Source organism: Halorubrum tropicale (assembly GCF_001280455.1).
GTDB lineage: Archaea > Halobacteriota > Halobacteria > Halobacteriales > Haloferacaceae > Halorubrum > Halorubrum tropicale.
The window spans coordinates 657494-681176 of record NZ_LIST01000001.1; the positions used below are offsets into that span (position 1 = coordinate 657494).

24 protein-coding genes are annotated in these 23683 nt (G+C 69.4%); 13 read left to right on the top strand and 11 right to left on the bottom strand.

Annotated elements, in window-relative coordinates; translation table 11 throughout:
- The first annotated feature begins 6 nt into the window (after positions 1–6).
- The 5 genes from AMR74_RS03130 to AMR74_RS03150 all read left to right on the top strand — a co-directional run bounded on the left by AMR74_RS03130 (position 7) and on the right by AMR74_RS03150 (position 6320).
- Positions 7–1851 (top strand): hypothetical protein, encoded by a 1845-nt coding sequence (locus AMR74_RS03130; RefSeq protein ID WP_053770595.1) that lies wholly within the window; start codon positions 7–9, stop codon positions 1849–1851.
- 83 nt (positions 1852–1934) lie between these two features.
- Positions 1935–3491 (top strand): carboxypeptidase regulatory-like domain-containing protein, encoded by a 1557-nt coding sequence (locus tag AMR74_RS03135; protein ID WP_053770596.1) that lies wholly within the window; start codon positions 1935–1937, stop codon positions 3489–3491.
- 77 nt (positions 3492–3568) lie between these two features.
- On the top strand, positions 3569–4912 hold the full coding sequence (gene hmgB / locus AMR74_RS03140; protein WP_053770597.1) for a hydroxymethylglutaryl-CoA synthase: 1344 nt from the start codon (positions 3569–3571) through the stop codon (positions 4910–4912).
- 135 nt (positions 4913–5047) lie between these two features.
- The gene (locus AMR74_RS03145; protein ID WP_053770598.1) at positions 5048–5503 is read left to right on the top strand and encodes a 30S ribosomal protein S19e; all 456 of its coding nucleotides are present in this window, start codon (positions 5048–5050) and stop codon (positions 5501–5503) included.
- A gap of 340 nt (positions 5504–5843) precedes the next feature.
- Positions 5844–6320, top strand: coding sequence for an MOSC domain-containing protein (locus tag AMR74_RS03150; RefSeq protein WP_053770599.1), 477 nt, complete (start codon positions 5844–5846; stop codon positions 6318–6320).
- 53 nt (positions 6321–6373) lie between these two features.
- On the opposite strand, the gene ppc is transcribed toward AMR74_RS03150, so the two are convergent.
- A complete protein-coding gene (ppc, locus tag AMR74_RS03155) occupies positions 6374–9076 on the bottom strand; it encodes a phosphoenolpyruvate carboxylase (protein WP_053770600.1) in 2703 nt (900 codons plus the stop codon).
- A gap of 224 nt (positions 9077–9300) precedes the next feature.
- On the opposite strand from ppc, the gene AMR74_RS03160 reads away from it, so the two are divergent.
- A complete protein-coding gene (locus AMR74_RS03160) occupies positions 9301–10140 on the top strand; it encodes a cytochrome b (RefSeq protein ID WP_053770601.1) in 840 nt (279 codons plus the stop codon).
- A gap of 92 nt (positions 10141–10232) precedes the next feature.
- Positions 10233–10613 (top strand): hypothetical protein, encoded by a 381-nt coding sequence (locus AMR74_RS03165; RefSeq protein ID WP_053770602.1) that lies wholly within the window; start codon positions 10233–10235, stop codon positions 10611–10613.
- An 18-nt stretch (positions 10614–10631) separates the two neighbouring features.
- Here AMR74_RS03165 and AMR74_RS03170 read toward each other — a convergent pair whose 3' ends face one another.
- The 4 genes from AMR74_RS03170 to AMR74_RS03185 form a co-directional block, all read right to left on the bottom strand.
- On the bottom strand, positions 10632–11081 hold the full coding sequence (locus AMR74_RS03170; RefSeq protein WP_053770603.1) for a hypothetical protein: 450 nt from the start codon (positions 11079–11081) through the stop codon (positions 10632–10634).
- Positions 11078–12091 (bottom strand): DUF7490 domain-containing protein, encoded by a 1014-nt coding sequence (locus tag AMR74_RS03175; protein WP_053770604.1) that lies wholly within the window; start codon positions 12089–12091, stop codon positions 11078–11080. Before AMR74_RS03175 ends, AMR74_RS03170 begins: the two co-directional genes overlap by 4 nt.
- A gap of 69 nt (positions 12092–12160) precedes the next feature.
- Positions 12161–12691: a DUF5817 domain-containing protein gene (locus AMR74_RS03180; protein WP_053770605.1), complete on the bottom strand. Its 531-nt coding sequence runs from the start codon at positions 12689–12691 to the stop codon at positions 12161–12163.
- A gap of 466 nt (positions 12692–13157) precedes the next feature.
- The gene (locus tag AMR74_RS03185) at positions 13158–14027 is read right to left on the bottom strand and encodes an inositol monophosphatase family protein (protein ID WP_053770606.1); all 870 of its coding nucleotides are present in this window, start codon (positions 14025–14027) and stop codon (positions 13158–13160) included.
- A gap of 117 nt (positions 14028–14144) precedes the next feature.
- Here AMR74_RS03185 and AMR74_RS03190 point away from each other — a divergent pair, with 117 nt between their 5' ends.
- The gene (locus AMR74_RS03190; protein WP_053770607.1) at positions 14145–14402 is read left to right on the top strand and encodes a hypothetical protein; all 258 of its coding nucleotides are present in this window, start codon (positions 14145–14147) and stop codon (positions 14400–14402) included.
- Between the two features lie 103 nt (positions 14403–14505).
- Here AMR74_RS03190 and AMR74_RS18365 read toward each other — a convergent pair whose 3' ends face one another.
- Positions 14506–15249, bottom strand: coding sequence for a hypothetical protein (locus AMR74_RS18365; RefSeq protein WP_139042953.1), 744 nt, complete (start codon positions 15247–15249; stop codon positions 14506–14508).
- A gap of 407 nt (positions 15250–15656) precedes the next feature.
- Here AMR74_RS18365 and AMR74_RS03195 point away from each other — a divergent pair, with 407 nt between their 5' ends.
- Positions 15657–16235, top strand: coding sequence for a DUF7344 domain-containing protein (locus AMR74_RS03195; protein WP_053770984.1), 579 nt, complete (start codon positions 15657–15659; stop codon positions 16233–16235).
- 118 nt (positions 16236–16353) lie between these two features.
- On the opposite strand, the gene AMR74_RS18370 is transcribed toward AMR74_RS03195, so the two are convergent.
- The gene (locus AMR74_RS18370; RefSeq protein ID WP_139042954.1) at positions 16354–16938 is read right to left on the bottom strand and encodes a hypothetical protein; all 585 of its coding nucleotides are present in this window, start codon (positions 16936–16938) and stop codon (positions 16354–16356) included.
- 464 nt (positions 16939–17402) lie between these two features.
- Between AMR74_RS18370 and AMR74_RS03200 the strand changes: the two genes are divergently transcribed.
- Positions 17403–17993, top strand: a complete 591-nt coding sequence (locus AMR74_RS03200; RefSeq protein WP_053770608.1) for a DUF7344 domain-containing protein — start codon at positions 17403–17405, stop codon at positions 17991–17993.
- Between the two features lie 31 nt (positions 17994–18024).
- Here AMR74_RS03200 and AMR74_RS03205 read toward each other — a convergent pair whose 3' ends face one another.
- Genes AMR74_RS03205 through priS form a run of 4 tightly spaced genes read right to left on the bottom strand, consistent with a single transcriptional unit; the run spans position 18025 to position 22235 of the window.
- A complete protein-coding gene (locus AMR74_RS03205) occupies positions 18025–19275 on the bottom strand; it encodes an MBL fold metallo-hydrolase (protein ID WP_053770609.1) in 1251 nt (416 codons plus the stop codon).
- 25 nt (positions 19276–19300) lie between these two features.
- Complete coding sequence (locus AMR74_RS03210) at positions 19301–19942, bottom strand: DUF998 domain-containing protein (RefSeq protein WP_053770610.1); 642 nt, start codon at positions 19940–19942, stop codon at positions 19301–19303.
- Positions 19943–19951: 9 nt separating this feature from the next.
- Positions 19952–21061 (bottom strand): DNA replication complex subunit Gins51, encoded by a 1110-nt coding sequence (locus tag AMR74_RS03215; RefSeq protein ID WP_053770611.1) that lies wholly within the window; start codon positions 21059–21061, stop codon positions 19952–19954.
- Positions 21062–21071: 10 nt separating this feature from the next.
- The gene (priS, locus tag AMR74_RS03220) at positions 21072–22235 is read right to left on the bottom strand and encodes a DNA primase small subunit PriS (RefSeq protein ID WP_053770612.1); all 1164 of its coding nucleotides are present in this window, start codon (positions 22233–22235) and stop codon (positions 21072–21074) included.
- Positions 22236–22339: 104 nt separating this feature from the next.
- On the opposite strand from priS, the gene AMR74_RS03225 reads away from it, so the two are divergent.
- The 3 genes from AMR74_RS03225 (at position 22340) to AMR74_RS03230 (ending at position 23577) form a co-directional block, all read left to right on the top strand.
- Entirely contained in the window at positions 22340–22564 is a 225-nt protein-coding gene (locus tag AMR74_RS03225) for a hypothetical protein (protein WP_053770613.1), read from the top strand.
- A 131-nt stretch (positions 22565–22695) separates the two neighbouring features.
- Entirely contained in the window at positions 22696–22842 is a 147-nt protein-coding gene (locus AMR74_RS18965; protein ID WP_006112955.1) for a hypothetical protein, read from the top strand.
- A gap of 459 nt (positions 22843–23301) precedes the next feature.
- Positions 23302–23577 carry a PadR family transcriptional regulator gene (locus AMR74_RS03230; protein ID WP_004597247.1) on the top strand — a complete coding sequence of 92 codons (276 nt, stop codon included), beginning with the start codon at positions 23302–23304 and terminating at the stop codon, positions 23575–23577.
- The last annotated feature ends 106 nt before the right edge of the window (positions 23578–23683 follow it).

A 23683-nucleotide genomic window follows, 5' to 3' on the forward strand; every position in this document is an offset into this window, starting at 1 on the left:
CTCACAATGCGATTCAGTCGCGACCGTCGGGGCCAGTCGGTCGTGGTCGGGACGGTGATCCTGTTCGGGTTCCTGATCGTCGCGCTCGGGGTCTTTCAGGTCCAGGTCGTCCCGACGGAGAACGCGAACGTCGAGTTCGAGCACAGCCAGGCGGTCGAGGACGACTTCGGCGACCTCCGGAACGACGTCCTCAGGGCGGGATCGACCGGGTCGACGGGGTCGACGCAGATCCGGTTGGGGACGCGGTACCCGGCCCGGACGTTCTTCATCAACCCGCCGCCCGTGTCGGGGTCGCTCTCGACCGAGCCGACGGGATCGATACGGGTCTCCAACGCGACGGTCGGCGACGGCGCCCACCCGAACGCCGCCGCGTTCTGGAACACGACCCCGACGTTCCCGACGCGCTCGCTCCGCTACGACGCGGACTACAACGAGTTCGACGGCGCTCCCGAGCTCGTCTACGAGCACTCCGTCGTCGCCGCCGAGTTCGACGACGCGGTCCTGCTCCGGACCGGGCAGACGGTCGTCTCCGACGGCCGGATCTCGCTGACGGCGCTGACCGGCTCGGTCTCGGAGAGCGGCGTCGCCCCGCAGAGCGTCGACCCGCGTGCGGTCTCGGCGAGCGACACAACGGTCCCGCTCGAACCGACCGGCGGGAACGTCACCCTCGAACTCCCGACCGCGGTCGGGAACGCCTCGCGGCTCGCGGACCGCTGGAACCGGGCGCTTCCGACGGGCGCGACCGCGGCGCCGAACGCGACCGGCGAGGCGATACGGATCACGCTGGCGAACGGCTCGGACCCCTACCGGCTGGCGCTCTCGGAGGTGTCGCTCGACGCGACCGGCGAGACGGAGCCGGCGTACGTCGTGCCGGTCGGCTCCGAGAGCGCCGCGGTCGGCGAGACGGTCGCGGTCGAGGTCCGCGACCGGTACAACAACCCGGTGCCGGACGCGACGGTGTCGTTTGGCGGTGAGAACCGAACCACGGGCGACGGAGGCCGTGCGTTCTTCGAGCCGACCGCGAGCGGGCCGCTCGTCGCGAACATCAACGGCTCCGCGGGGCCCGTCTACGAGTCGGTGACGTTCGACGTGTCCGCGGGCGCCGGTGGCGGCGGCGCAACGAACCGGACGTACGACGTCGAGTGGGACGAGATCGATCCCGTTCAGGTCGAAGAGGGGACGAGCGAGCCGCTCGACATCTTGGTCTCCGACGCTGTCTCAGGGGCACCGATAGACGACGCGGCCGTCGAGGTGGCGTTCGCTCCCATCGGCTCCGTGAGCGGCGTCCCGAGCGTTGCCGAGCCCTCTGAGACCGACGCGAGCGGCCGCACGACGGTCAGCACGTTCGACACCAACTCGGCGAGCGCCGGCGACAACTTCACGCTCTACGCGACCTCCGGCGACGACGTAGGCACGCTGCGCGTCGAGGTCGTGGCGCCGGGAGCGCCGACGAGGTTGTACCCGGACACCTCCACGGAACTCCAGGGTAGCATCACCGACTTCCCCAACATGCAGGACGAGGACGGGACGGTCGCCGTCTTCGACGGTCAGGGTTCGAACGCGTTCGACGTCGAGACCACGACCCAATCCGTTCCCAGCGGTAGTTACACGTTGGAACTGGGCGTCGGAACGGTCGACCTTCAGGGCAGTTCCGCCGGTATCGATGTCGTGGTCGAAGATGAGAGCGGAAACGTCCTCGGATCGACGACGCTCGACGACGGGGATTCGAACACCGTCGTGTCACTCAACGTGGGGACGATCGACCCCGAGCAGGACATCACGGTCCGGTACACGGCGGACAGGCAGAACGACGACCTCGAGATCGACTACCAGCGGTTGGTCGAGCAGTAGCGGTCCACCGGACTGTTATCGTTGCTGATAGGTACGGCCGTTTGTTGATATACTGCGCCCGAATCGGTTGAGATACGACCAGCATGTCCCGTCCCACAACCGCCCGCGCACAGTCGGAGACGGTCGGGATAATCCTCCTCGTCGCCGTCTTCGTCGTGAGCGCGAGCGCCATCGGGGTCGCTTACGTCGGCGGTGTGGGCTCCGACACCGACGAGGTCGTCGTCTCCGCGGAGCTCAGCGCCGACGGGACCGACCTCCGCGTCGACCACCTCGGCGGCGACGCGCTCCCGAACGGCGAGCTCGCGGTCGTCGTCAGGGCGGACGGGAACGCCACTCGCTACCCGTTCGCGCCGCCCGCGGGGGAGTTCGCGCCGGGCGAGCGCCGCGCGTTCTCGGACGCGCTCGTCGCGAACGCGACGAACGAGGTCGCGCTCTACCACGAGGCCTCGGGCGAGCGGATAGCGCGGACGACGCTCGCGCCGACGGCGACACCGTCTCCGGCGGCCGAGACGGGGTCGATCGAGGGCGTTGTCGTCGGTCCCGGCGCGGCCGCGACCCGGGTCGCGTCGGGCGCTTCGCTCGGGCTCCGGCCGTCCGTCGTGCCGCTCTCGGGCGCGACGGTCGCCGTCGACGGCGCCGGCCGCGTCGCCGAGGCCCGGACCGGCGCCGGCGGCGCCTACCGGATCGACGGACTCGAACCGGGCGAGTACGAGGTGTCGGCGAACGCGCCCGGGCTCGCCGTCTCGGCGACGACCGTCGAGGTCGAGCCGAACGAGACGGCGACCGTGGACTTCCGGCTCGACCCGCTCCGGCCCGCCGAGTTCGCGGTCGAGATCGCCGGCGTCGACGCGAGCGTTGACGCGGGCGACCCGGTCACCGTGGACGCGACCGTCGAGAACGTCGGGGACGAGCGGGGGACTGAGACCGTCGAACTGCGCGTCGGCGACGAGCGGGTCGACTCCGTCGAGGTCTCGCTCGACGCCGGCGAGTCCCGGACCGTCTCGCTGCGCTGGCAGACCCTCCCGACCGACGTCGGCGAGGAAACGCTGACCGTCGACGCGGGCGACGACGCGGCCACGACGACCGTCGAAGTCCTCGACGCCGCGACCGACGCGGTCGCGTACGTCGACCGCGACGGGGACGGCGACCCGGACGAGACGTACACCGCCGTCGAACTCGCCTTCCTCGGCGCCGTCGACGGCCACCTCGTCGTGTACGAAAGCGTCGACGTCGACGTTCCGGTCGGGGCTGTGGCCGACCGCGTCACGGTCCGCGACGGGGTCGCGATCGCGGCGGCCTCGGTCGCTCTGGAGGCCGACAAAGCCCTCAGAGTCGGCGACGGGGCCGAGATCGATACCGACCCGGGGGGCTTCTTCTTCGCGGGCGCCGGCGACGTGTCGCTGCGGGCCGGCGGCGACCTCGACGCCCGCGGGGCGACGGTTCGAACCTCCGCGAGCGCCGCGATCGCCGCCGGTGCAGGCGACATCGAACTGACCGCCGGCGGGGACGCGGACCTCCGCGACGGGACGTTCGAGGCGGTCGGCGTGAGCTTCTTCGGTCGGAACGACGGCCGGATCACCGTCACCGCGGGCGGAACGGTCCGGACCGAGGGCGCCTCCTTCGACCCGCCGCGGAAGTGAGGCGTCGGCACGGCACTTCCACGATCGACGTACTCGGCATCGACAAAGCCATATGCCAGTCCCGTGAACGACCGTGTATGACCGCAGTCGGGATCGACGGCGTCGAGATCTGGACCGGAAAGCTCAAGCTCGACCTGCCGGGCACGTTCGCGCCGGAGCAGGGCGACGACCCCGAGAAGTACACGAAGGGGCTCGGGCTCAACAACTCCTCGTTCCCCGACGTGTACGAGGACATCGTCACGATGGGCGCGAACGCCGCCAAGGGGCTGATGGACCGGAAGGGGCTCGAACCCGAGGACGTCGGCCGGATCGACGTCGCCACGGAGTCGGCGTTCGACCACTCGAAGCCGGTGTCGACGTACATCGCGGGCTGTCTCGAACAGGTGTACGACGGCGACTTCACCCACGCCAACAAGGGCGAGCGCAAGTTCGCCTGCCTCGCCGGCACGCAGGCGATAGACGACGCGTACAACTGGATCCGAGCGGGTCGGAACCGCGACCGACCGGCGATCGTCATCACGACCGACACGGCGCTGTACGCCCGCGGCGACCCCGGCGAGGCGACGCAGGGCGCCGGCGCCGTCGCGATGCTGATCGACGAGGACCCCTCGATCGTCGAACTCTCGGCCGACCAGGGGTACGGCTCGAAAGACGAGACGGACTTCCTCAAGCCGAACCAGCAGTTCCCCAGCGTCGACGGGAAGCGCTCGGTCCAGGTGTACCTCTCCCGGATGCGCGAGGCCCTGGAGGACTACGAGTCCGTCACCGACGACATCGAACTGGAGGACTTCGCGTACGCCCCGTTCCACACGCCGTTCCCCGGGATGGTCCGGAAGGCGGCGCTGTTAGCCTACCGGCACGTCATCCGCGACACCGACCACGAGGACGCGCTGGCCGCCGAGATCGGCCGTCAGCCGCGCGAGGACGAGTACGACGACCGCGAGGCCTACGAGGAGGCGATCCGCGGCTACATGGACGACCTGAAGACGACCGAGCAGTACCAGTCGTGGTACGACGCGGCCGTCGAGCCGACGCTCGGGCTCTCTCGGGAGGTCGGCAACTGGTACACCAGCTCCGTCCACATCGCCCGCGTGAGCGCCCTGCGGGACGCCCTGAGCCGCGACCGCGAGTTTGTCGACGAGACGCTGCTCGTCGCCTCCTACGGCTCCGGCGCGCAGGCCGAGATCCACGCCGAGACGATCCGCGAGGGGTGGCGCGCGGAGGTCGAGGCGCTCGACATCGACGCCCAGCTCGACGCCCGCTACGACCTGACGTGGGACGAGTACGAGGACGTCCACGACGTCCACGAGTACGACGCCGACCTCGGCCGCGAGGTCGAGGAGTTCACCCAGCCCGACGGGGAGTTCGTCTTCACCGGCTGGGGTCGGATGAACGAGCGGCAGTACGAGTACGTCGAGTAGCGGCGCGCGGCTCCGCACTCGGCCTCGTTCCGATCCGCGAGTCCTCCGCAGCGGCCCGCAGCACCGTGAAAACGGCTCACACGGGCCGTACGCGATACGATGGTTTTAAACGACACTGGCGTGAATCGAGACCCAATGGTAACCATCTACGACGTGCCGGCCGACGACCTCATCGAGGCCGTCGCCGCGCGACTCGAGGACCGCATCGACGAGCCCGACTGGGTGGAGTTCGCCAAGACCGGCGCCGGCAAGGAGCTCCCGCCGGAGCAGGACGACTTCTGGTACGTCCGCTCCGCGAGCCTCCTGCGGAAGGTCGCCCAGAACGAACCGATCGGCATCGAGCGGCTCGCGACCGAGTACGGCTCGAAGAAGCGCGGTTCGAACCGCTACGTCGTCCGCCCCCCGGAACACGAGGGCGGCTCCCGGAACCTCATCCGAACGGCCCTGCAGGCGCTCGAAGAGGAGGGGCTCGTCACCACCGCCTCCGGCGAGGGCCGCCGCCTCTCCGACGAGGGTGAGGCGTTCCTCTCGGAGGTCGCGACCGACGTCTTCGAGGACCTCGACCGGCCGGAACTCGAACGCTACGCGTAAGCCGTTTCTCTCGTTTCTGCCCGCGTAACTCCCTTAGCCACCGCTTTTCGCTCAATTTCGGGTCCGCTGCGCCGACCCCGCGAGCGATCGCTCCGACCGTCCGGTTCGCCCCCGATACGCGCCATACACTCGATACCGCTATATCGAATTGCGATCGGGCGGGTCCACACCCGACGCGCAGCCGCGCCGGTCGCGTCGTCGCGGGCGGGCGCCACCCGCCGACGCGTTCGTGACTCTCATCCCATCGCTCTCGCCGACGATCACTCCGCCGCTCTTTCTGACTCTCATCCCGCCGCTACCTTCTTGATCCCGCGCGTTAGAGTCCGTTTGTGAGTCGCGAATGACGGGATCGGGCGTCGGCACGGTCGAACGGATTCACGTCGCCCCGGGGACGGGCGGCGAGCCGGAGCCGCGGGAGGCGGTCGAGGCGGTCGCGGACCGCGGCCTCAGGGGCGACCGCTACTTTGACGGCGACGGGATCTACAACGAGCAGGCGGACCTGGAGCCGAGCGACGTGACGTTCATCGCGGCGGAGGCGCTCGCGGCCGCGGCCGAGGAGTACGGCGTCGACCTCGACGCGGGCGCCCACCGGCGCAACGTCACGACGCGCGGCGTCGCCCTCGACGAACTGATCGGCGAGCGGTTCCGGGTCGGCGAGGCGGTCGTCGAGGGGACGGGCCACTGCGAGCCGTGCGGCTACATGGCGGACCTCGCGGAGCAAGCGGACGCGGCGACCGCCCTCGACGGCCGCGGCGGGCTCGACGCCCGGATCGTCGAGTCGGGGACGATCGCGGTCGGCGACGAGATCGTCCGATAGGCACTCGACGGCGGCGGGAAAGAAACGAGGGCGGTGCGGCGTCGCGACCCGGGCTATCCCGTGTTCTTCATCCCGGCGGCGATGCCGTTGACCGTGAGCCGCAGGGTGCGCTCCTCCTCGTCGGTGCGGTGGGTGCGCCCGAGGAGGTTCGCCTGGAGGAGGTTCAGCGGGTCGACGTAGGGGTTCCGCCGGTCGAGGCTCTCTTCGAGCCACTCGCGGCGGAGCAGCTGGTCGCGGCCGCTGATCGCCAAGACCAGTTCGCGCCCGCGCTCGTACTCGGCGACCAGGTCGGGGAAGAAGCGCTCGCGGAGCTCGTCGTCGGCCAGGTCGGCGTACTCGGCCGCGATCTCCGGCTCGGTGCGCGCGAGCGCCAGCGAGGCGTTGTCGAGCGTCGTCCGGAAGAACGGCCACTCGTCGAACATCTCGCGGAGCGTCTCCATCCCCTCCTCCTCGCCGACCTCGTCGAGGTAGGCGTCGATGCCGGAGGCGATCGCGTACCAGCCGGGGAGGATGAGCCGGGTCTGGGTCCACGAGAACACCCACGGGATGGCGCGCAGGTCCTCGACGCTGCGCTCGCCCGACCGCGAGGCGGGCCGGGAGCCGAGGTTGAGGTCCTCGACGACGCTGATGGGCGTCGCCTGTTCGAAGTAGGAGACGAACCCGTCCGTGTTCAGCAGGTCGCGGTACGTCTCCCGCGCCGCGGGCGCCATGGTCTCCATCGCCTCGACCCAGCGGTCGGGCACGTCCTCGACCGGCTCCTCGTTCGCCTCCTTCCGGGCGCGGATCTGCGCGTCGAGCATCTGCTCCAGCTCGCGCTCGGCGATCCGCGGGTTGGCGTACTTTTCGGCGATGGCCTCGCCCTGCTCGGTGAACTTCACCTGCCCGGTGACGGTCTCGTTCGGGAGCGCGAGCAGCGCCTCGTTCATCGGGCCGCCGCCGCGCGAGATGGAGCCGCCGCGGCCGTGGAACAGCCGGAGCGTCACGTCCTCCTCGCGGCAGAACCGGGCGATCCGGCGCTGGTTCTCGTAGAGGTCCCAGTTCGCCGCGAGGAACCCGTTCTCCTTGTTGGAGTCGGAGTAGCCGAGCATGACCTCCTGGACCTCGCCGCGCGCTTCGAGCGCGGCCGCGTACGCCTCGTTCTCGAAGAGGGTGCCGAGGATGCGCTCGGCGCCGTTGAGCGCGGACTCGGTCTCCAGGAGCGGGACCACGTCGACCGCGCAGTGGTCGGGCAGGGAGACGACGCCGACTTGGTCGGCTAAGAAGAGCACCTCCAGCACGTGGCTCGGCTCCTCGGTCATCGAGATGCAGTAGGTGTCGATCGCCTGCTGGCCGTACTCCTCCTGCCACTCCGCGAACGACGCGAAGCGCCGCAGGACGCGCTCCGTCGTCTCGGAGACGTCGCCGGGCTCGTCGACGTCGACGACCGGCTCGCCTTGAAGGATCGCCTCGGTGAGGAAGTCGACGCGCTCGTCCTCGCTCATCCCCTCGTAGTCGACGCCCTCGACCGCGACCGCCTCGGCGACGGCCTCGGTGTGGTTCTCGCGGTGGTCGCGGAGGTCGAGCGACGCCAGCGTGAGCCCAAACGTGTCCACCTGCCTGCGGAACGGCTCGACGAAGGACTCCAGGACCGACTCCTGGCCGTCCTCGCGCAGCGACTCGGCGATGACGTCGAGGTCGTCTAGGAACGCGTCGCCGTCGGGGTACTCGCCCGGGCGCACGTCGTTGACGCGGTCCAGCCGCTCGCGCATCAGCCTGAGCTTCTGCCGGTACGGCTCGTCGGGGTAGCGCTCGCGCGCCTCCTTGACGACGGTGGGGAACCGCTCGGCGTCGGCGGCGAGCGACCGCGCCAGCGCGTCGCCCGCGGCGTAGCGCTCGCCGTCCTGGCTCAGCACGGCGGAGAGCCGCTTACACCGGTCGCGGTACTTCTCGACGGCGACCTCGCGCTGGCGTTCGAGCGTCTCGTCGGTCACCTCCGGCGTGACGAACGGGTTGCCGTCGCGGTCGGAGCCGGCCCACGAGCGGAACTCGAAGAGCTTCGGGCAGTCGACGTCGTCGTACTCCTTCGAGATGGTTTCCTCGAACTCCTCGTATGCGTCGCCGACCACGTCGAAGAGGGTGTTCTCGAGGTACCACTGGACGTTTCGCGCCTCGTCTTCCGGCTCGGGCGCGCGCTGGCGGACCTGTCGCGTGCCCCACAGGCTGGTCACCTCGGCGGTGACGTCGCGCCAGACGGCGCGGCGCTCGCGCTCGGTGAGGTTGCGCTCGTCGAGCTCGCCGAGGTGGTTCGCGATCGAGCGGAGCTTGGACTTCACCGTCGAGCGCCGGGCCTCCGTCGGGTGGGCGGTGAACGTCGGCTCGATGAGCACGTCGGCGAGCAGCTCCTCCAGCTCGTCGGCGTCGACGCCGGCCTCGGCGAACTCGGCGATCGTCGCGTCGAAGGAGTCGTGGAGGGCGCTCCCGTCGTCGGCGTTCCGGACCGCGCGGACCCGCTCGCGCTCCTCGGCGAGGTTGATCAGTTCGAAGTAGGTCGTGAACGCGCGGGCGACCACCTCCTCCCGCGTCGTCGAGAGGTCGCCGACCGCCTCGTGGAGGGCCGCCCGGTCCTCGGCGTCGCCGCGCCGGTAGTCGATCGCCGCGTTCCGAAGCGTCTCGACCGTCTCGTACGCCTCCGTCGACGCCTGCGCGGCCAGGACGTCTCCCACCAGCGCCCCGAGTTCCCGAACGTCCGTCCGCACGTCCCGATTGTGCAACTTCATACCACACATACTGCGGTCGCGGTCGGTTAAAACCGCGGTCTGGACGAATGCTTGCCTCGGTTCCGAGTTAATTCGATCACGAACGTTCCTGTTTGACTGCGGTCGCGGGGGCGCGGTCGGCGGAGTCCACGTCCGGAGCGCCGGCGACGACCGGCGACGGCGCCGATTCTCGCGCCGGTGGAGGGTTCGTCACCCTTTTTACCGATCCAACCTCAGGTGCGGGTATGAGTGCGTCCGACAAGTATCCGTCCGAGTCCGGGCGGCGACGCTTCGTGAAGGGCGTCGTCGGCGGCGCGGCCCTCGCGGGGGTCGGTGCGATGGGGTCGGCGACCGTGAACACCCTGACGACCGCCGGCGGGGTCGGCGGCGGGTCGACGGTCGCGAGGACCATCGCGCACACCGGCGGCCCGGCGCCCCGGGGGCTCCCGCAGATCCCCGTTCGGGTCACCGACGAGGGGTACATCGAGGGCATCTGGCCCGAGACGACTACCGTCACCCAGGAGGGACAGGAGATCGAGGTCGCCCAGGAAGAGCTCGGCGGCGTGACCTACTCCGGCGCGTGGTTCCAGTACTGCGGCGTCGAGTCGCAGGAGAACGTCCAGCCGAACTTCGAGTCGGACAACCTGTTCCGCGCGGCGAGCGGCCCGCCGTACGACTGGCAGTCGAACACCTACTCGGGCGGCGACCGGATCCACGTCGACGACTTCTCCGACTACGAGGAGTGGGGCAACGGGATCGGCAGCGCGGGCGTCGGCAAGCCCGCGTCGGTCACGTGGCGCTCCGAGGACGCCGACACGAACCTCAACGCGATCGTCCTCCGATCGCCCGAGATCGAGGAGGCGGCCCAGAACGACGAGTGGCTTCAGGCCTCCACCGACCAGGGGTTCATGGCGTACCTCAACGTCTGTACCCACTTCTGCTGTATCCCGGGGTACAAGGTGCTGGAGGAGTCCGCCCGCTACGACGCCGCCGACGGGACCTACTGCGTCTGCCACCAGTCGACGTACGACCCGTTCACCATCGAGGAGGCGCTGTTCATCGCCCGGCCTCGCCCCGAGGAGTAACGCCGCCTCCGCGTTCCGGCCTTCCTTCCGTCTCCCGCTCCGCGACCGAGAGTCCCGCCGCGCTTTTCACGTCGCTCGCCCGAGAGGACGACATGAGCGACGACCCCGCTTCCGACGACCCCGCTTCCGACGAGGCCGCCCGCGACGACCGATCCGCGGCTTCCGACGCGGCCGACGGCGACGACTTCGAGACGGAGATCGCCCGCGCCCGCGACCTCCTCGACGGCGACGACATCGACGCGGTCCACGTCGGCGTCGTCCGCGACGGCGAGGTCGACACCACGTTCGCCCAGCGCACCGACGACGACCCCGACGGCGCCGGCCTCCGCGCGCTCGCGCTGCTCGCCGCGCACGTCAGGCTGGTCGCGGGCGAGGCCGGCGTCGAGCCCTCCACCGTCGCCGGCGACGCCGCGACGCTCGCGGGGCAGGTGGAGCAGATCCCGGCCAGCACCGATCAGCTCCCCGACGAGTGACGCCGGCCGCGGGTCGGGTCAGGACTCGGTCGCGCGGATCCGGCGGAGCTGGTGAGCGACGCCGGCGAGCGCGACGAACAGGACCGCGAGGTTGAACACGGCGAGCGCGATCGGCTCGTAGGCCGGGTCCAGCCACGTGCGGATCGCGTCCCCGGACTGGGTGTAGAACCCCCAGCCGGCGACGACCGCGAGCAGCGACAGCGCCGCCAGCCCGACCCGGTCGAGCAGGCCGCGGAGGCCGCCCGTCGAGAGACCGCCGCCTCCCGGGGAGTCGACCGGGTCCGTCCAGTAGCTCCCCTCGTCGCGGTCGGGGTCCGGTTCCTCGCGGTCGGTGCGGTCGGCGTCCGTCGCCGTGCGCTCGGTCGCGTCGGTGTCGTCGGTCATGGGCTGTGGTGGGTCGCTCGTGTGATCGCGGTCGCTGGCCGCCTCCTCGTCGCTCGGCTCCCCGCGCGGCGGGTCGTCCGTCATCGTCGCCTCCGCGCCGCCAGCGCCGCGACGACGAGCGCGACGAGCGCCGCGAGCGGACCGAAGCCGGGCGTCGCGTCGGCGCTGGCACCGTCGCCGCCCTCTCGGCGGGCGCCGTCGGCGCCGTCGCCGCCGACGTCGTCGCGCTCGAAGTCCTCGACGGAGAACGCCACGTCGCGGACCGTCTCGTTCGCGGTGATGGTCTCCCGCGGGTTCAGGTTCGCGACGCCCTGCGTCTCGTCGACGAGGACGTCGTCGTCGAACAGCGCGGCGTCGATGTAGTAGTTGTAGCCGTCGGGCACCTCGACGGTCGCCGTCACGGTGTCGGTGCGGCCGGGGCGGACGGTGCCGACCGTCTCCGTCGCCTCCGCGGCGATCACGTTCGACTCCGCCTGCCGGAGGTACAGCCGGAGGTCGACGTCATCGCTCGCCTCGTCGCCGCGGTTCGTCACCGACACCGACGCCGACAGCGTCGCGGTCCCGTCGCCGGCCTCGGCCACGCTCACGGCGACGGTCGGCCAGACGCTCCCGTCGGTGAACCCGACCTGCGTGTCGGCGTAGTCGGGCGTGAGCGCCGCGACGCCGGCGACGCGCGTGGTCCGCTGCTCGCGGCGCTGCCCGTCCGCGAAGACGACCGTCTCGATGCGGTAACCGCCCTCGCGCTCGACGGTGACGGTGCCGTTGACGGTGCGTTCCCCCTCGGCGTCGACGTCGCCGACCTCGACGGTCGTCTCGTCGACGAGGAGGCCGGACTCGGAACCGATCGCGCGGTGGCGGACGGTGACGTTCTCGACGGGCCCGCCGCGGTGGCGGAGGTCGGTGCCGAGCCGGAGCTCGGCGGTCTCGCCGCGCACCTCGCCGGGGGCGACCGTCGCGCCGGCGACGTCGATCCGCCCGGGCGGCTCGTCCGTCGCTCGGGGGTCGGTGAGGGCGTCGGGCGCGGCGACCGCGCCGACCGCGCCCGCGACGAGGAGCGCGGCGGCCGCCGCCAGGAGGGCCGTGCGGGTGTCCATGTGCGACCGGTTACGAGCCTGATATAAGTGCTTTGTCCAGCCGCCGACGGCCGCCGGGCGAAACCGGGGTCAGAGGACGCGATACCGCCCGTTCGACTCGGTGACCTCGCCGCGGCGCGTGAGACGGGTCAGGACCTCGCGGGCCGCGTCGGCGGGGACGCCGTCCCGCTCGGCGCGCTCCACGACCGCCGCCTCGGTGGGATCGTCGACGGCGTCGACCGCGTCGCGGACGACCTCGGTTCGGCTCCGCGACCCGCCCCCGCCGCCCTCGGCTCGCTCGCCGGCCGCGTCGACCGCGTCGGCGTCGAGCCCCGACGCTTCGAGGTACTCGCGGTCGTCGATCCCCGCGTCCTCGACCGCGGCCTCCAGCTCCGAGACGTGGTCGACCTCCGCGAACGCCGCGCTGTCGCCGCGCTTCTTCGCGAGCAGTGCCGACCGCGCCTCCCGCGCGGCCGCGCGGTCCTCGGACTCGAAGAAGCGCTTGAGCTTGGCGGTACGGTGGGTCTTGCCGCACCGCGAGCACTGCGCGGTCTCGCTCGTCTCGGGGTCCGTGACCAGCCACATGTTGGCGCACTCGTTGCAGCCGACGACCGCGTACATGTCCCCGGATTCGACGGCCCCGAAGTTGAACCCTCGGTCCCAGAATACGACGCCGTCGTCGACTACACCATCACTGCCGTGGCGCGTGCCTCCGAGTGGCCGCCGAAGGCGGCCGCGAGGAGCACGCGCGAGGGAGTCAGTCGCCGGAGCGAAGCGGAGGCGACTGACGAGGCTGGGGAGGCGTGAGGTGCGGGACGGTGCGGGGCGGGACTCAAAGGGGCAGCCGCGAGGGCGAAGACGGGCGACGTAAGGACCGCAGGAGTGGGCGAAGCGAGCGACGAGGACCGCAGCGAGCCCATCGAGTCCTCGCGGCTGGGGCTTTGACGGTGTTCTCCGGCGATCCGTCAGCGACGACGCAGAACCGAGCGGCTGGGGCTTTGACGGTGTTCCACCCAGAGTGATCTGTGGTCTCGCCTCATTGACGGCCGCCCGAGAATCGGTCGGAAACCACCTCGAAACCCACGTATCAGTCCGATTCGATCTCGTTCGCGGCCGCGAGGACCTCGTCGTGAAGGGCGCCGTTCGAGGCGACGAGGCCCGTCGAGTCGTGGCGCCACCGCTCTCCGTTCAGGTCCGTCACGCGCCCCCCGGCCTGCCGGATCACGAACACCCCGGCCACCGTGTCCCAGGGGTTCGCGGCGACGTTCGTGATCGTCCCCTCCAGCCCGCCGGCGGCGACGGTCGGGAGCACCACCTGCGCGGCGCCGAACCGGCGCATGTCGCCGAAGCGGGTGACGATCGCCTCGCAGGCGGCCGCGTACTCGTCGCGGGCGTCGTAGTCCCACCAGATAGTCGGGTCGACGGCGGCGCCGCGGGGGTCGGCCACGTCGCTCACCGCGATCGGCTCGCCGTTGCGGTACGCGCCCGTGGCGTCGGCGGTGTAGGTGTCGCCGAGCGCGGGCGCGACGATCGCCGCCGCGACCGGCTCGCCGTCGACGACGGCCGCGACCGCGGTGGCCCACACGCGAACGTCGCGGACGTAGTTGTTCGTCCCGTCGATGGGGTCGATCACCCACGCGGGGCCCGCCTCGGGCACGGTCTTGCGCTCGTCTTCCTCCTCGCCGACGACCGCGTCGTCGGGGTACGACTCGCGGATCGACTCGATGACGGTGCGCTGGGCGGCGCGGTCGGCCTCGGTCACCACGTCGTCCTCGCCTTTCGTCTCCACCGCGATGTCGCTCCGGAAGTGGTCGTGGGCCACGGCGGCGCCCGCCTCCGCGGCGCGCTTCGCGACGGCCGCGCGCTCGGCGACGTCGTCCGCGCGCTCCGCGACGGAGGGGACGGACTCGTCGCCGCGTCCGGTCGCGTCGGCGTCGTGCTCGTCTGCGTCGGTCATGGCCCCGGTCGACCCTCCGGCGGCGTATAAACGTCGGTTCGGCGCGGGCGACGCCGCGGAATTAACTCAGTTCCGAATCCGAGTACCTTTAAGTAGGTCGCGGCCGGTGGATCGCGTATGGAACCAGAGGAAGCGGTCCGTCAGCTCGAGTACACCATCGACGCCTCGCTCGACGAGATCGGTCAGCGCGCCGCCGCCGGCTACCGGCCCACTTTCGAACGCGTGGCCGAGCGCGGCGACGGAAGCGCGGTGTACGACCTCGCGGGTGAGCTCTCCGAGGAGGTCGTCGCCGGCTCCTGTCCGTCGCCGGCAGAGGCGAACGCGGTCGCCGAGCGCGTGCTCGACGACTGGGCGTACACCGACGGCGGGGAATGATCGAATTTAGTCTATCTCGCTCGCTACGCCTTTTTTAGTATACTTTGTCGTTTTACATGCTAATACAGAAAAATTAATATAACATAGTTTGTGAAATTTGGGCTTATGACGAGTCGAACCCACTCACGTCAACTTCCCAGTCAGCTCCAATGTCCGTATTAACTGAGACGTCTTCGCCCAAAGTGTCAACTGAATTAGCTCCAATAGTGACTGTTGTGTCAATCGGTGCATCGCTACCGAAGCCACCTTGAGTGTTGATCACGAAGCCAACTTCTCGAAGCGACTCTCCCGGCTCTAAGTAAACGCGTGCCGGAATGTTCGCCTGAATGCCCTCGCTGAAACTGTAGTCTCCGTCACCGGGGAGTCCATCGGTGCCAGCATCAACGACCTGACCCTCGCTCCCAATCCCAGTGGTCGGTCCGCCCGGTCCCGGCTCAGGCTGGCCGACAGGATTATCTTCGTCATACTCCACATTAGCTGGGTAGTCGGAGAAGAATCCGAACCCATCAACGCCAGTGTTCACGTAGACGAATACTCCACTTCCGCCCTGGTTCCGAATGTCGAAGAGGTCACGGAGAACGGTTGTCGCATTCTCGTTGACACCTTCTCCCATGATATTGCTGTTGCTCTCTGAGATGTCAACCGCAGCGCCGTTCGAAGTGCCAACCACGTAGTCCCCGTTGGAGGCGTTCGAGGCGTCAATCCCAAGAAGGGCATTAGGATCATCGGCGACATCGATATCAACGCTCCTGTCAGCACTCACACTTGTGAATGCGCCCGTACCCACAGCAGCCGCGCTTCCGGAAGCCAGTGCACCCGCGCCGATCAGGAATTTACGACGTTCCATGGTTGTGTGTCCGCGACCGCGTTCGCGGGGGTCGTCCCGCGTCGGTCGCTTCACTTCTTCCATAGGTCCTATCCAATATCGTTATGACACGCTCGAAGTCTCGCAGGCGCCCCCGGAACGAGCCACGACTCCCCCTCGAATTGATACAAGCCCCGCCTGACGCGCGCTCGACGGACGCTCGATCCGAAGTCCCGTCGCCTCTCGGAAACAACACTAAAACCCGTTTCAAACCCCAAATTCGACGCTTCAAGCACCGCTTGACCGGGCCGAAATCGGCGACAGAACCGGCGAAAATCCATACCTATCATATCAAGTACCTACTCACTTTATGTAGGGTGCCACACAGGTTAATGTTAACCGTCGAACAGGAGATCGTCACCGCGATCTCGGTCGGCGCGCGCCACACGATGCTCTCGACGACGCCGCTGGGAACGACGAGCGACGTATCGCTGCCCGACGAAACGATCTTCGAACTGCTCGCGAACCGCCGCCGCCGGTTCACCATCCACGCGCTGAAACACGCGGGCGAGCCGATGGACGTCGCGGACCTCTCGACGCGCATCACCGCGTGGGAGCGCGGCGTCGACCCCGAGACGATCGACTACGACGACCGCCGGAACGTCCACACGGTCCTCACGCGCACCCACCTGCCGAAGCTCGACGAGCACGACGTGGTGGAGTACGACGACGAGGCGAAGGTGGTCGAGCCGACCCCGACGCTCGACGACCTCGACGTGTACATCGAGGTGCTGCGCGGACGCGAGATTCCGTGGAGCCTCTACTACCTCGGGCTCGCGGTGCTCGCGGGGCTCGTCCAGGTCGCCGTCGCGGTCGGCGTGCCGGGTTTCGCCGCGCTCGACGCGACCGCCGTCGCCGTCTTCGTCGTGACCGCGTTCGCCGTTTCCGCCGCGCTCCACTACTACTACGGCGAGCGTGCTCGGTTAGGGAACTTGGAGAAGCCGCCCGAACTGCGCGAGCGTCAATAAGTCCACCAGCGTTCAGAAACTATCACAACTATTATTCTTGAACTCCAGAATGTATAAATTTCATAACAAAATCTAATCTGAGCCACCCACCAGATCAAAAATCGAATTGGAGGATCCGTTAGTTCGTTAGTGAGGCATCAGCGTTGAACGTGATTCCGGCGTCAAGTTCACTATCCGGACCAAATGCCCCGTTCTTGAACCCGTCTGTATTGATTGTAATCCCAAGAGTCCACTGGTCACCCTGACCGAGATCTTTTGAGTTCGCTTGACCGACGATACTGTCCCCTGAGCTCATCTCATAGACATCAACTCCAATTTTATCGGGGCTTTCCAAAGCGGGGCTTGTCACATCGTTGTTAGCATCAGAGCCTAATTCCACGTAAATTCCGACTTCCTGTGTACCTTGATTTTTGATCTGGAATACACTCTTGAAATCACTCACTGCTTCACCGTTCACTCCCCCACCGTCAACTTGATTATTTCCGTCAAAGTCCAGACGGAACACGTTGTTATTCCCTTTCGCGTAGTTACCGTTCGGGTGGTTGTCGTTTGGCGTTAGCGTAAGGTATGCCACATCGTCATCAGCTACAGTGATCTCAAACGGCCGGTCTGCTTCAACGCTTGAAAACGCACCAGTTCCCATTGCGGCTGCCCCACCGGCAGCGAGCGATCCCGCACCGATCACGAATTTGCGTCGGTCCATGTCGTATCTCACCTGTGTTCTCGCACCCCCGTGACCCGCCGTCCGGGCCGGGAGTGCTTGGAATACACATACCACGGGTGGTACTTCGTTATGAGATCCCCGTTGGACCTACCGGGGGATCCCGTCGGATCCTCGACTTCCGATCGTCGCCCTCCACGCTCGTCTCGTTGCCGCCGACGAGACGGCCCTGAACCCCTCGGTAGCACGTGCTCGGCTCGAATCGGCCGATTACGCCGACCAACGGGACGCCCCTGAAACCCGATTTCGAACGGTCGTTTCGACGGTATACAGACCCAACCGCGGGTCAGGACTCCCTTGTGCGGACAACGGGACGTGTTATCTCCTCTCACCCGACTGAGAGTAACAGATTAACTATCTAACTGGTTTATGTGGCCTGATTGAGCAGTATCGCTCGAAACAGGGCGTTCCGAACCGAGACGAATCCGACGAGAGGGAACAATCGCATGGGTTCCACCACTACACCGACGGCCGAACCGCGCTCGGAGGTCGACGACCTGTCCGAGGACGACGTCTACGAGATGCTTTCCAACCGCCGCCGGCGGTTCGTCATCCACGCGCTCAAGCGCGCGGAGGAGCCGGTCGACGTGTCCGAGCTCTCCACGCACGTCACCGCGTGGGAGCGCGGCGTCGACCCGGACGCGGTCAAGTACGAGGACCGCCGGAACGTGTACAGCACGCTCCAGCGCATCCACCTGCCGAAGCTGGAGGAGAAGAACGTGGTCCGCGTCGACGAGGAGGCGAACCTCGTCGAGCCGACCCCGACGCTCGACGACCTCGACGTGTACATCGAGGTGTTACGCGGGCGCGAGATACCCTGGAGCCTCTACTACTTCGGGCTCGCCGTCCTCGCGGGGCTCGTCCTCGTCGGCGTCTCTGTCGGCGCCCCGGGCCTCGCCGCGATCGACGGGACCACCGCCGCCGTGTTCGTCGTCACCGCCTTCACCGTCTCCGCGCTGCTCCACTACCACTACGGCGAGCGCGCTCGGCTGGGGAACCTCGAAGAGCCGCCCGAACTGCGTGGGCGGAGAAAATAAACCGGGACGCGGTATCCTCTGTTCGACGCGGCTACAGCTCGATCCGCTCCCCGATCTCGGGTGCGCTCGCCTCGATCCCGTCCCCGCGCAGGTCCGCCGCGAACGCCTCGCAGCGGTCGCCGTGATTCACCAGCACGCGCGCCCCTCGGTACGACGCTAAGAACGACTCCAGCCCCTCGCGGTCGGCGTGCGCGGAGAAGTCGTACGACTCCACCCGCGCGCTCACCGGCTGCACCCGCCCGTTCAGCTCCAACTGCCCGCGGTCTTTGAGCTCGCGGCCGGGCGTGCCCTCAACCTGGTACCCCGTGAGCGTGACGAGGTTCGTCGGGTTCGTCCGGATCTCGGGGAGGTACGTCTGAACCGGCCCCCCGGCGAGCATCCCGGAGGTGGTGACGACCAGCGCTTTCTCGGCCGCGATCCGCTTCCGCTGGCCGTCGCGGCCCGTGACGACGCGGGCCCGGCCGACCGCCTCGCCGAACGCGTCCGCGTCGCGGAGGAACGACGGGTACCGCCGGAGCGTCTCCGTCACCTCGACGCCCATCCCGTCCACGTACGGCGTGAGGCCGTTCGCGGCCGCGACGAGGAGCAGCTCCTGCGTCCGGCCGATGGCGAACGCGGGCGCGACGACGGTGCCGCCCTCCCAGATCGTCCGCTCCACGCCGTCGGCCCACGCCGACTCCACCGCGGCGCGGTCATCGTGGCTCACGTCGGCGTACGTGGACTCGCAGACCACGACGTCGGCGTCCGGGCGGGCGATCGTCCCCGCGACTAACCGCTGGTCGTCGGTGTGGAAGTCGCCGGTGTACAGCAGCCGCGTCTCGCCGTCGTCGACGAGGACGTGCGCGGAACCCGGGATGTGCCCCGCCGAGAACAGCGTGACCTCGTAGCCGCCCTCATCGATCCCGCCCGCGACCGGGAACGGCTCCTCGTAGCCGTGGCGCCGTTCCACCTCGCCCAGCCGCGCGACGTGCTCGGCGCCGAACGGACACAGCGGGCTGTTGCCGTGGAGCTTCAGCGTGTCCTCGGCGAGCGTGCGCGCGAGTTCGCCCGTCGGCGGCGTCCAGTGGACCGGCGGTCGGCGGTCGCCCTTCAGCAGCGCGGGCACCGCGCCGACGTGGTCGAGGTGCCCGTGCGAGACGACGACGGCCTCGGGCTCGGGGTCTCGGACCGGATACCGCGGCGGGTCCGCCGTCATGAGCCCGTAGTCCAGCAGCAGCGCGTCGTCGACGAGGAGAGCGCTGCGGCCGACCTCGCGGGCGCCGCCGAGGAACTCCAACTCCATCGACGGGCCGTAGCCGCCCGCGGCGTTAGTGTCCGTCGGTCGGGCCGCCGGGCGGGGACCGGATCGCCTCGACCACCGGTGCCGGCCCGACCGCCCACACCCACGCGGAGAGCATGAGCGCCCCCGGAAGCTCGGGGAGCGCGAGGCCGGTCACGGGCCACCACCCGGCGGCGAACGTCGCCCAGACGGCGACGTGGACCGGCGCGAACGCGAGCGCGACGCGGCCGGTCGGCTCCCGTCGCCTGAACCAGCCGTCGACGGCGAACACCGCGGTGACGAGTCCGTAGAACCCGATCGCGGCCGGAGCGTGGAGCGGCTCTGTGAGGTCGAAGACGCCGACGCCGGCCATCGCGACCATCGCCAGCGCGAGGAGGGGCGCCAGGACTGGGCGCCCGGCCCGTCCGAGGCCCGCCGCGTAGCAGACCCCGGCCGCCCCGCCCGCGATCAGCCCCCAGTTGAACGCGGCGGCGCTCCCGTTGCGGACCCCCAGGTCGGAGAGCGCGTCGGTCGTCCACGAGAAGGTCGGGTCGAGCAGCACGGCGAGCGCGATGCCGCAGAGCGCGGAGAGCGTCGCGACCGCGCCGCACGCGGCCGCGACACGTCCGGCTGCCGGGGAATCAGGTTTGGGGCCGGCGCCGCCCCGGCCGTCGGTCGCGGAGGCGGCCATCGCCCGCGGTCAGTCGATGCGCTCGGCGGCGTCGCGCTGGACCAGCGGGTCGGCGTTCTCCACCGGGAGGGAGACCACGTCCTCGCTCGCGAGCTCGTACTCCCGCTCGTCGACGCCGAAGATGGCCCCGACGTCGCGGGTGATCCGGACGGTCGCTCGCTCCGTTCCGCCGGCCGGCTCCGGATCTGCGGTCGGCTCCGAACCCGCGGCCGGTTCCGTATCAGCGGGCGGCGAGTCGGTCGCCGTCCCTTCGGGCACCGCGCCGCCGTCCGTCGTCGCGCCGGCGGTCGGCTCCTCGTCGGCGTCGCCCGTGGAGGTCCCGTCCGGATCGTCGTCGACCCCGACCGCGCCCGGGGGCGCCGGCTCGGGCGGCACCGGCGTCGGCTCGCCGTCCCCCGCGGTCCCGGCGTCGCCGGTCGGCTCCGGGGCGGCGGGGTCCGCGTCGCCCTCGGTCGGCCCGGCCGGGGCGTCGGCGGTCGACTCGGTCTCGCCTCCGCCCATCGCCCCGGCGAGCGCGTCCGCGGCGGCGGAACCGCTCTCGGGGCTCGCGTCGCCGGCGCCCGTCGGGTCCGGCTCCGTCCCGGCGGGCGGCGTCTCGGCTTCGGCCGCCGGGGCGTTCGGCGTCGCGTCGGTCGGCGTCGTGTCGCGCGATCCCCCGGCGTCGCGGGCGGCCGACGCTCCGTCCGCGGTCGAGGACTCGTCTCGGATCGGCGACCCCTCCTGGACCGGCGACTCGCCCGTGAGCACGTCGAGGACCTCCGACTTGTTCGCGGTGATGCGCTCGACGAGGTCGTCGAACAGCCGGCGCTCCTCGGTCGTCATCCCCTCCTCGTCGACGGACATGTCCGCCGCGGCGAAGGAGGCGAGCTTGACGACCTTCCCGACCCGGCGCTCGTAGAGGGCCTCCGCGACCTCCTCGGCGGTCTCGACCTCGTCGGAGAGCCGGCGGACGTCGTCGTCCGCGAACGGGTTCTCGACCTGCTCGGCGCGGCGGTCGCGCGCGGCGCGGAGGTCTGCGACGTACGCGCCCACGTCGTCGTAAAACGAGTCCCGCAGGTGCTGGAGGCTGTCCTTCCGGCGCTCCTTCGCCTGCGCGGACCGGAGTTCGTCGAGGTTCATTGCTCGTCGGTCATCGTTCGGGGGCTTTCCGCGCCTCGCCGCGGGCCATCAGGAACGCCCCCGCGAACTCGGGCACGGTGTTTCTACCAGATTCAACTCTGACGCGCTCGCCGTTTAATTCTACCGTCCGATCCGCGTCCGTCTCGATCCGGATCTCGCGGCCGACGAACCGCTCCGGGACGGCGTCCCGGAGCGGGTCGAAGTCGGCGATCTCGTCCCGGTGCAGCGGCGTGACGACCAGGGCGGAGCCGCCGTGGAGCGTCCCCGGCAGCCGGATGAGCCGCCGCGTGTCGGTGGTCACCGGCTCGTCGATCGGCGCGGCGTCCTCCGCGGCGACGCGCGCGGCGAGCGCCGAGACGAGCCGGCGCACCCCGGGCCCGCCGGCCTCCACGTTGCCCTCGCGCACCGCCGTCGGGTTCCGGTCGAACGCGCCGAGGATCGTCTTCGCCCCTTTCTCACCTATCCCATCAAACTTCATCAGCTCCTCGCGCGCGGCCTCGTCGTTCATCTCCCGGAGGTCGTCGGCGTACTCGACCAGGGCGTCGTGGACGCGCGCCCCCCACCCCCCCTCGGTGCGGAGGACGCGCTTCGTCGTCCCCCGGTCGGAGACGGTCTGGATCAGGCCGTCGGTGTCCAGGTCGATGGCCCGCACGTAGTCGACGATCTCGCGGCGCGCGTCGCTGTCTAACCCCCTCACGCCCTCGTCGCGGACGTGGACGTGGTAGCCGCGCCCGCCCGAGAAGACGACGGTCACGTCCTCGAACGCGAAGTCGTCGTCGATGAAGTCCAACAACCGAAGGAGCGCGTCCTTACACGCCGCCAGCATCTCCGGGTACGAGGTGGTCTCCGGGTCGACGCCGGGGAGGTGGTCGGCGTCCAGGTCGAAGACGAGGTCGGCGTTCCGCCACCCCTTCTGTCCCATCGTCGCCGCGCCGGGGTCGTCGTAGCGCGCGGCCGAGAAGTAGGCGTGCCGGGGGGCGTTGTCCGCGAAGAACGTGTCCACGTCGCCGAGGTCGAACAGCGACCGGTGCCGGACCATCGTCGTCCCGGACCCGGGGGTCCACGGGATGTGGCCCCACTCGCGGAGGTTCGCGTCGGGCGGGAGCGACAGCGACACCGACCGGTAGTAGTCGCCGAACCGCCCCCGGAGGTACTCGCGGGTCCGGTCGTCCATCGTCTCCTCTCGTACCCGCGGTCGACGTATCAACGTTACCGTTCGCGGGCGACCGGCGACAGCGTTTTCTTCGGGAGCGCCGTCACCGCACACGCCCGGTCCCCATGCTCGACGAGATATTCGACGTGCTCTTCGGCGCGGTAGCGGAACTGGTCCCCGACGTCGTGTGGGGCGCCCTGTTCCTGATCGCCGGCGCCCTGGCGACGATGATCGGCGTGTCGATGCTCCTCGGAGTGACGACGCTCGACGGGTCGGTGCGCCTCGGCGGACTCCTGACCGCCGTCGGCGTGTCGATGGTGGGCGGCGTCTTGGTCGCGTGGTACCGCTGATCGGCGTCCCAGCCGCGCGGTCCCCGTCCCCCGAGCGCCGCGGGTCGGACGCCGACCGTCCTCCGCCGCCGACCCCGAAACGGCCACCGTCGGCCACAACACTATCCGGGACCGCTCCCTATCCGTCTCGCATGCGCTCCGAAGAGGAGGTCAGAGAGCAGTACGAGTTCCTCCGCGAGCAGTTGGACGACGAGGAGATGAACCACCGCGGCGTCGAGGAACTGTTCGCGCACTACAAGCGCGCGCTCGGCTGGGTGTTAGAAGAGGAACATATGTGAGCGACGTACGACACGTTTATGACTCTCTACGCTGTACAATCGGGTGACGCTTCGTCTGGAGGGCCGAAGCGTCAGCGGGGACCAATCGGCAGGCCCGACGCGGCTTTTTTCCGCGTCGGGCGTGCCTTCTTCCGACGCTCGACCGCCTAGCGGTCGGTCCGTCTCGCGTCGCGCCCGAGCGGAGCGCGCGGTACCACGTCCGGACCGAGCGTCGCCGCCGGACCGCAGCGCAGTTCCGTCACTCGCCTCCGAGTGCGCCTTTCGCCCCGGTCAACGACACGTATCACTCAACCGAAACGACTGCCGCCGGTGAACACGCGGTCCGGACTCACGCGACGGTTGCGGAGTTGACAGAACGGAGTCCGGTGTTCCGGGGACGCAGGGCCCGCTCGCCGGTCGTACGTGGACTGATATAACGGTATATTTATTTATTTTCGACAGGTATGTAGAGGCAGTTGTATGTACGACCTCACAGGTTTTCAGCGAGACCTGCTCTACGTGATCGCGGGGCTCGACGAGCCGCACGGGCTGGCCATCAAAGAGGAGCTCGAAGAGTACTACGAGAAGGAGATCCACCACGGCCGCCTCTACCCGAACCTCGACACGCTCGTCGAGAAGGGGCTCGTCGAGAAGGGCCAGCGCGACCGCCGCACGAACTACTACACGCTGACTCGCCGCGGACGACGCGAAATCGAGGCCCGGACCGACTGGGAAGCCGAGTACATCGAGCACTGACCCCGCCGCCCGCCGCTCCCGCGATCGGCCGATAGCCGCCGGCCTCCGTCTTCTCTCCTGTTTCCCGTCGCCCTACCGCTCCGCGCCGCGAACGGTTGGATTCAAG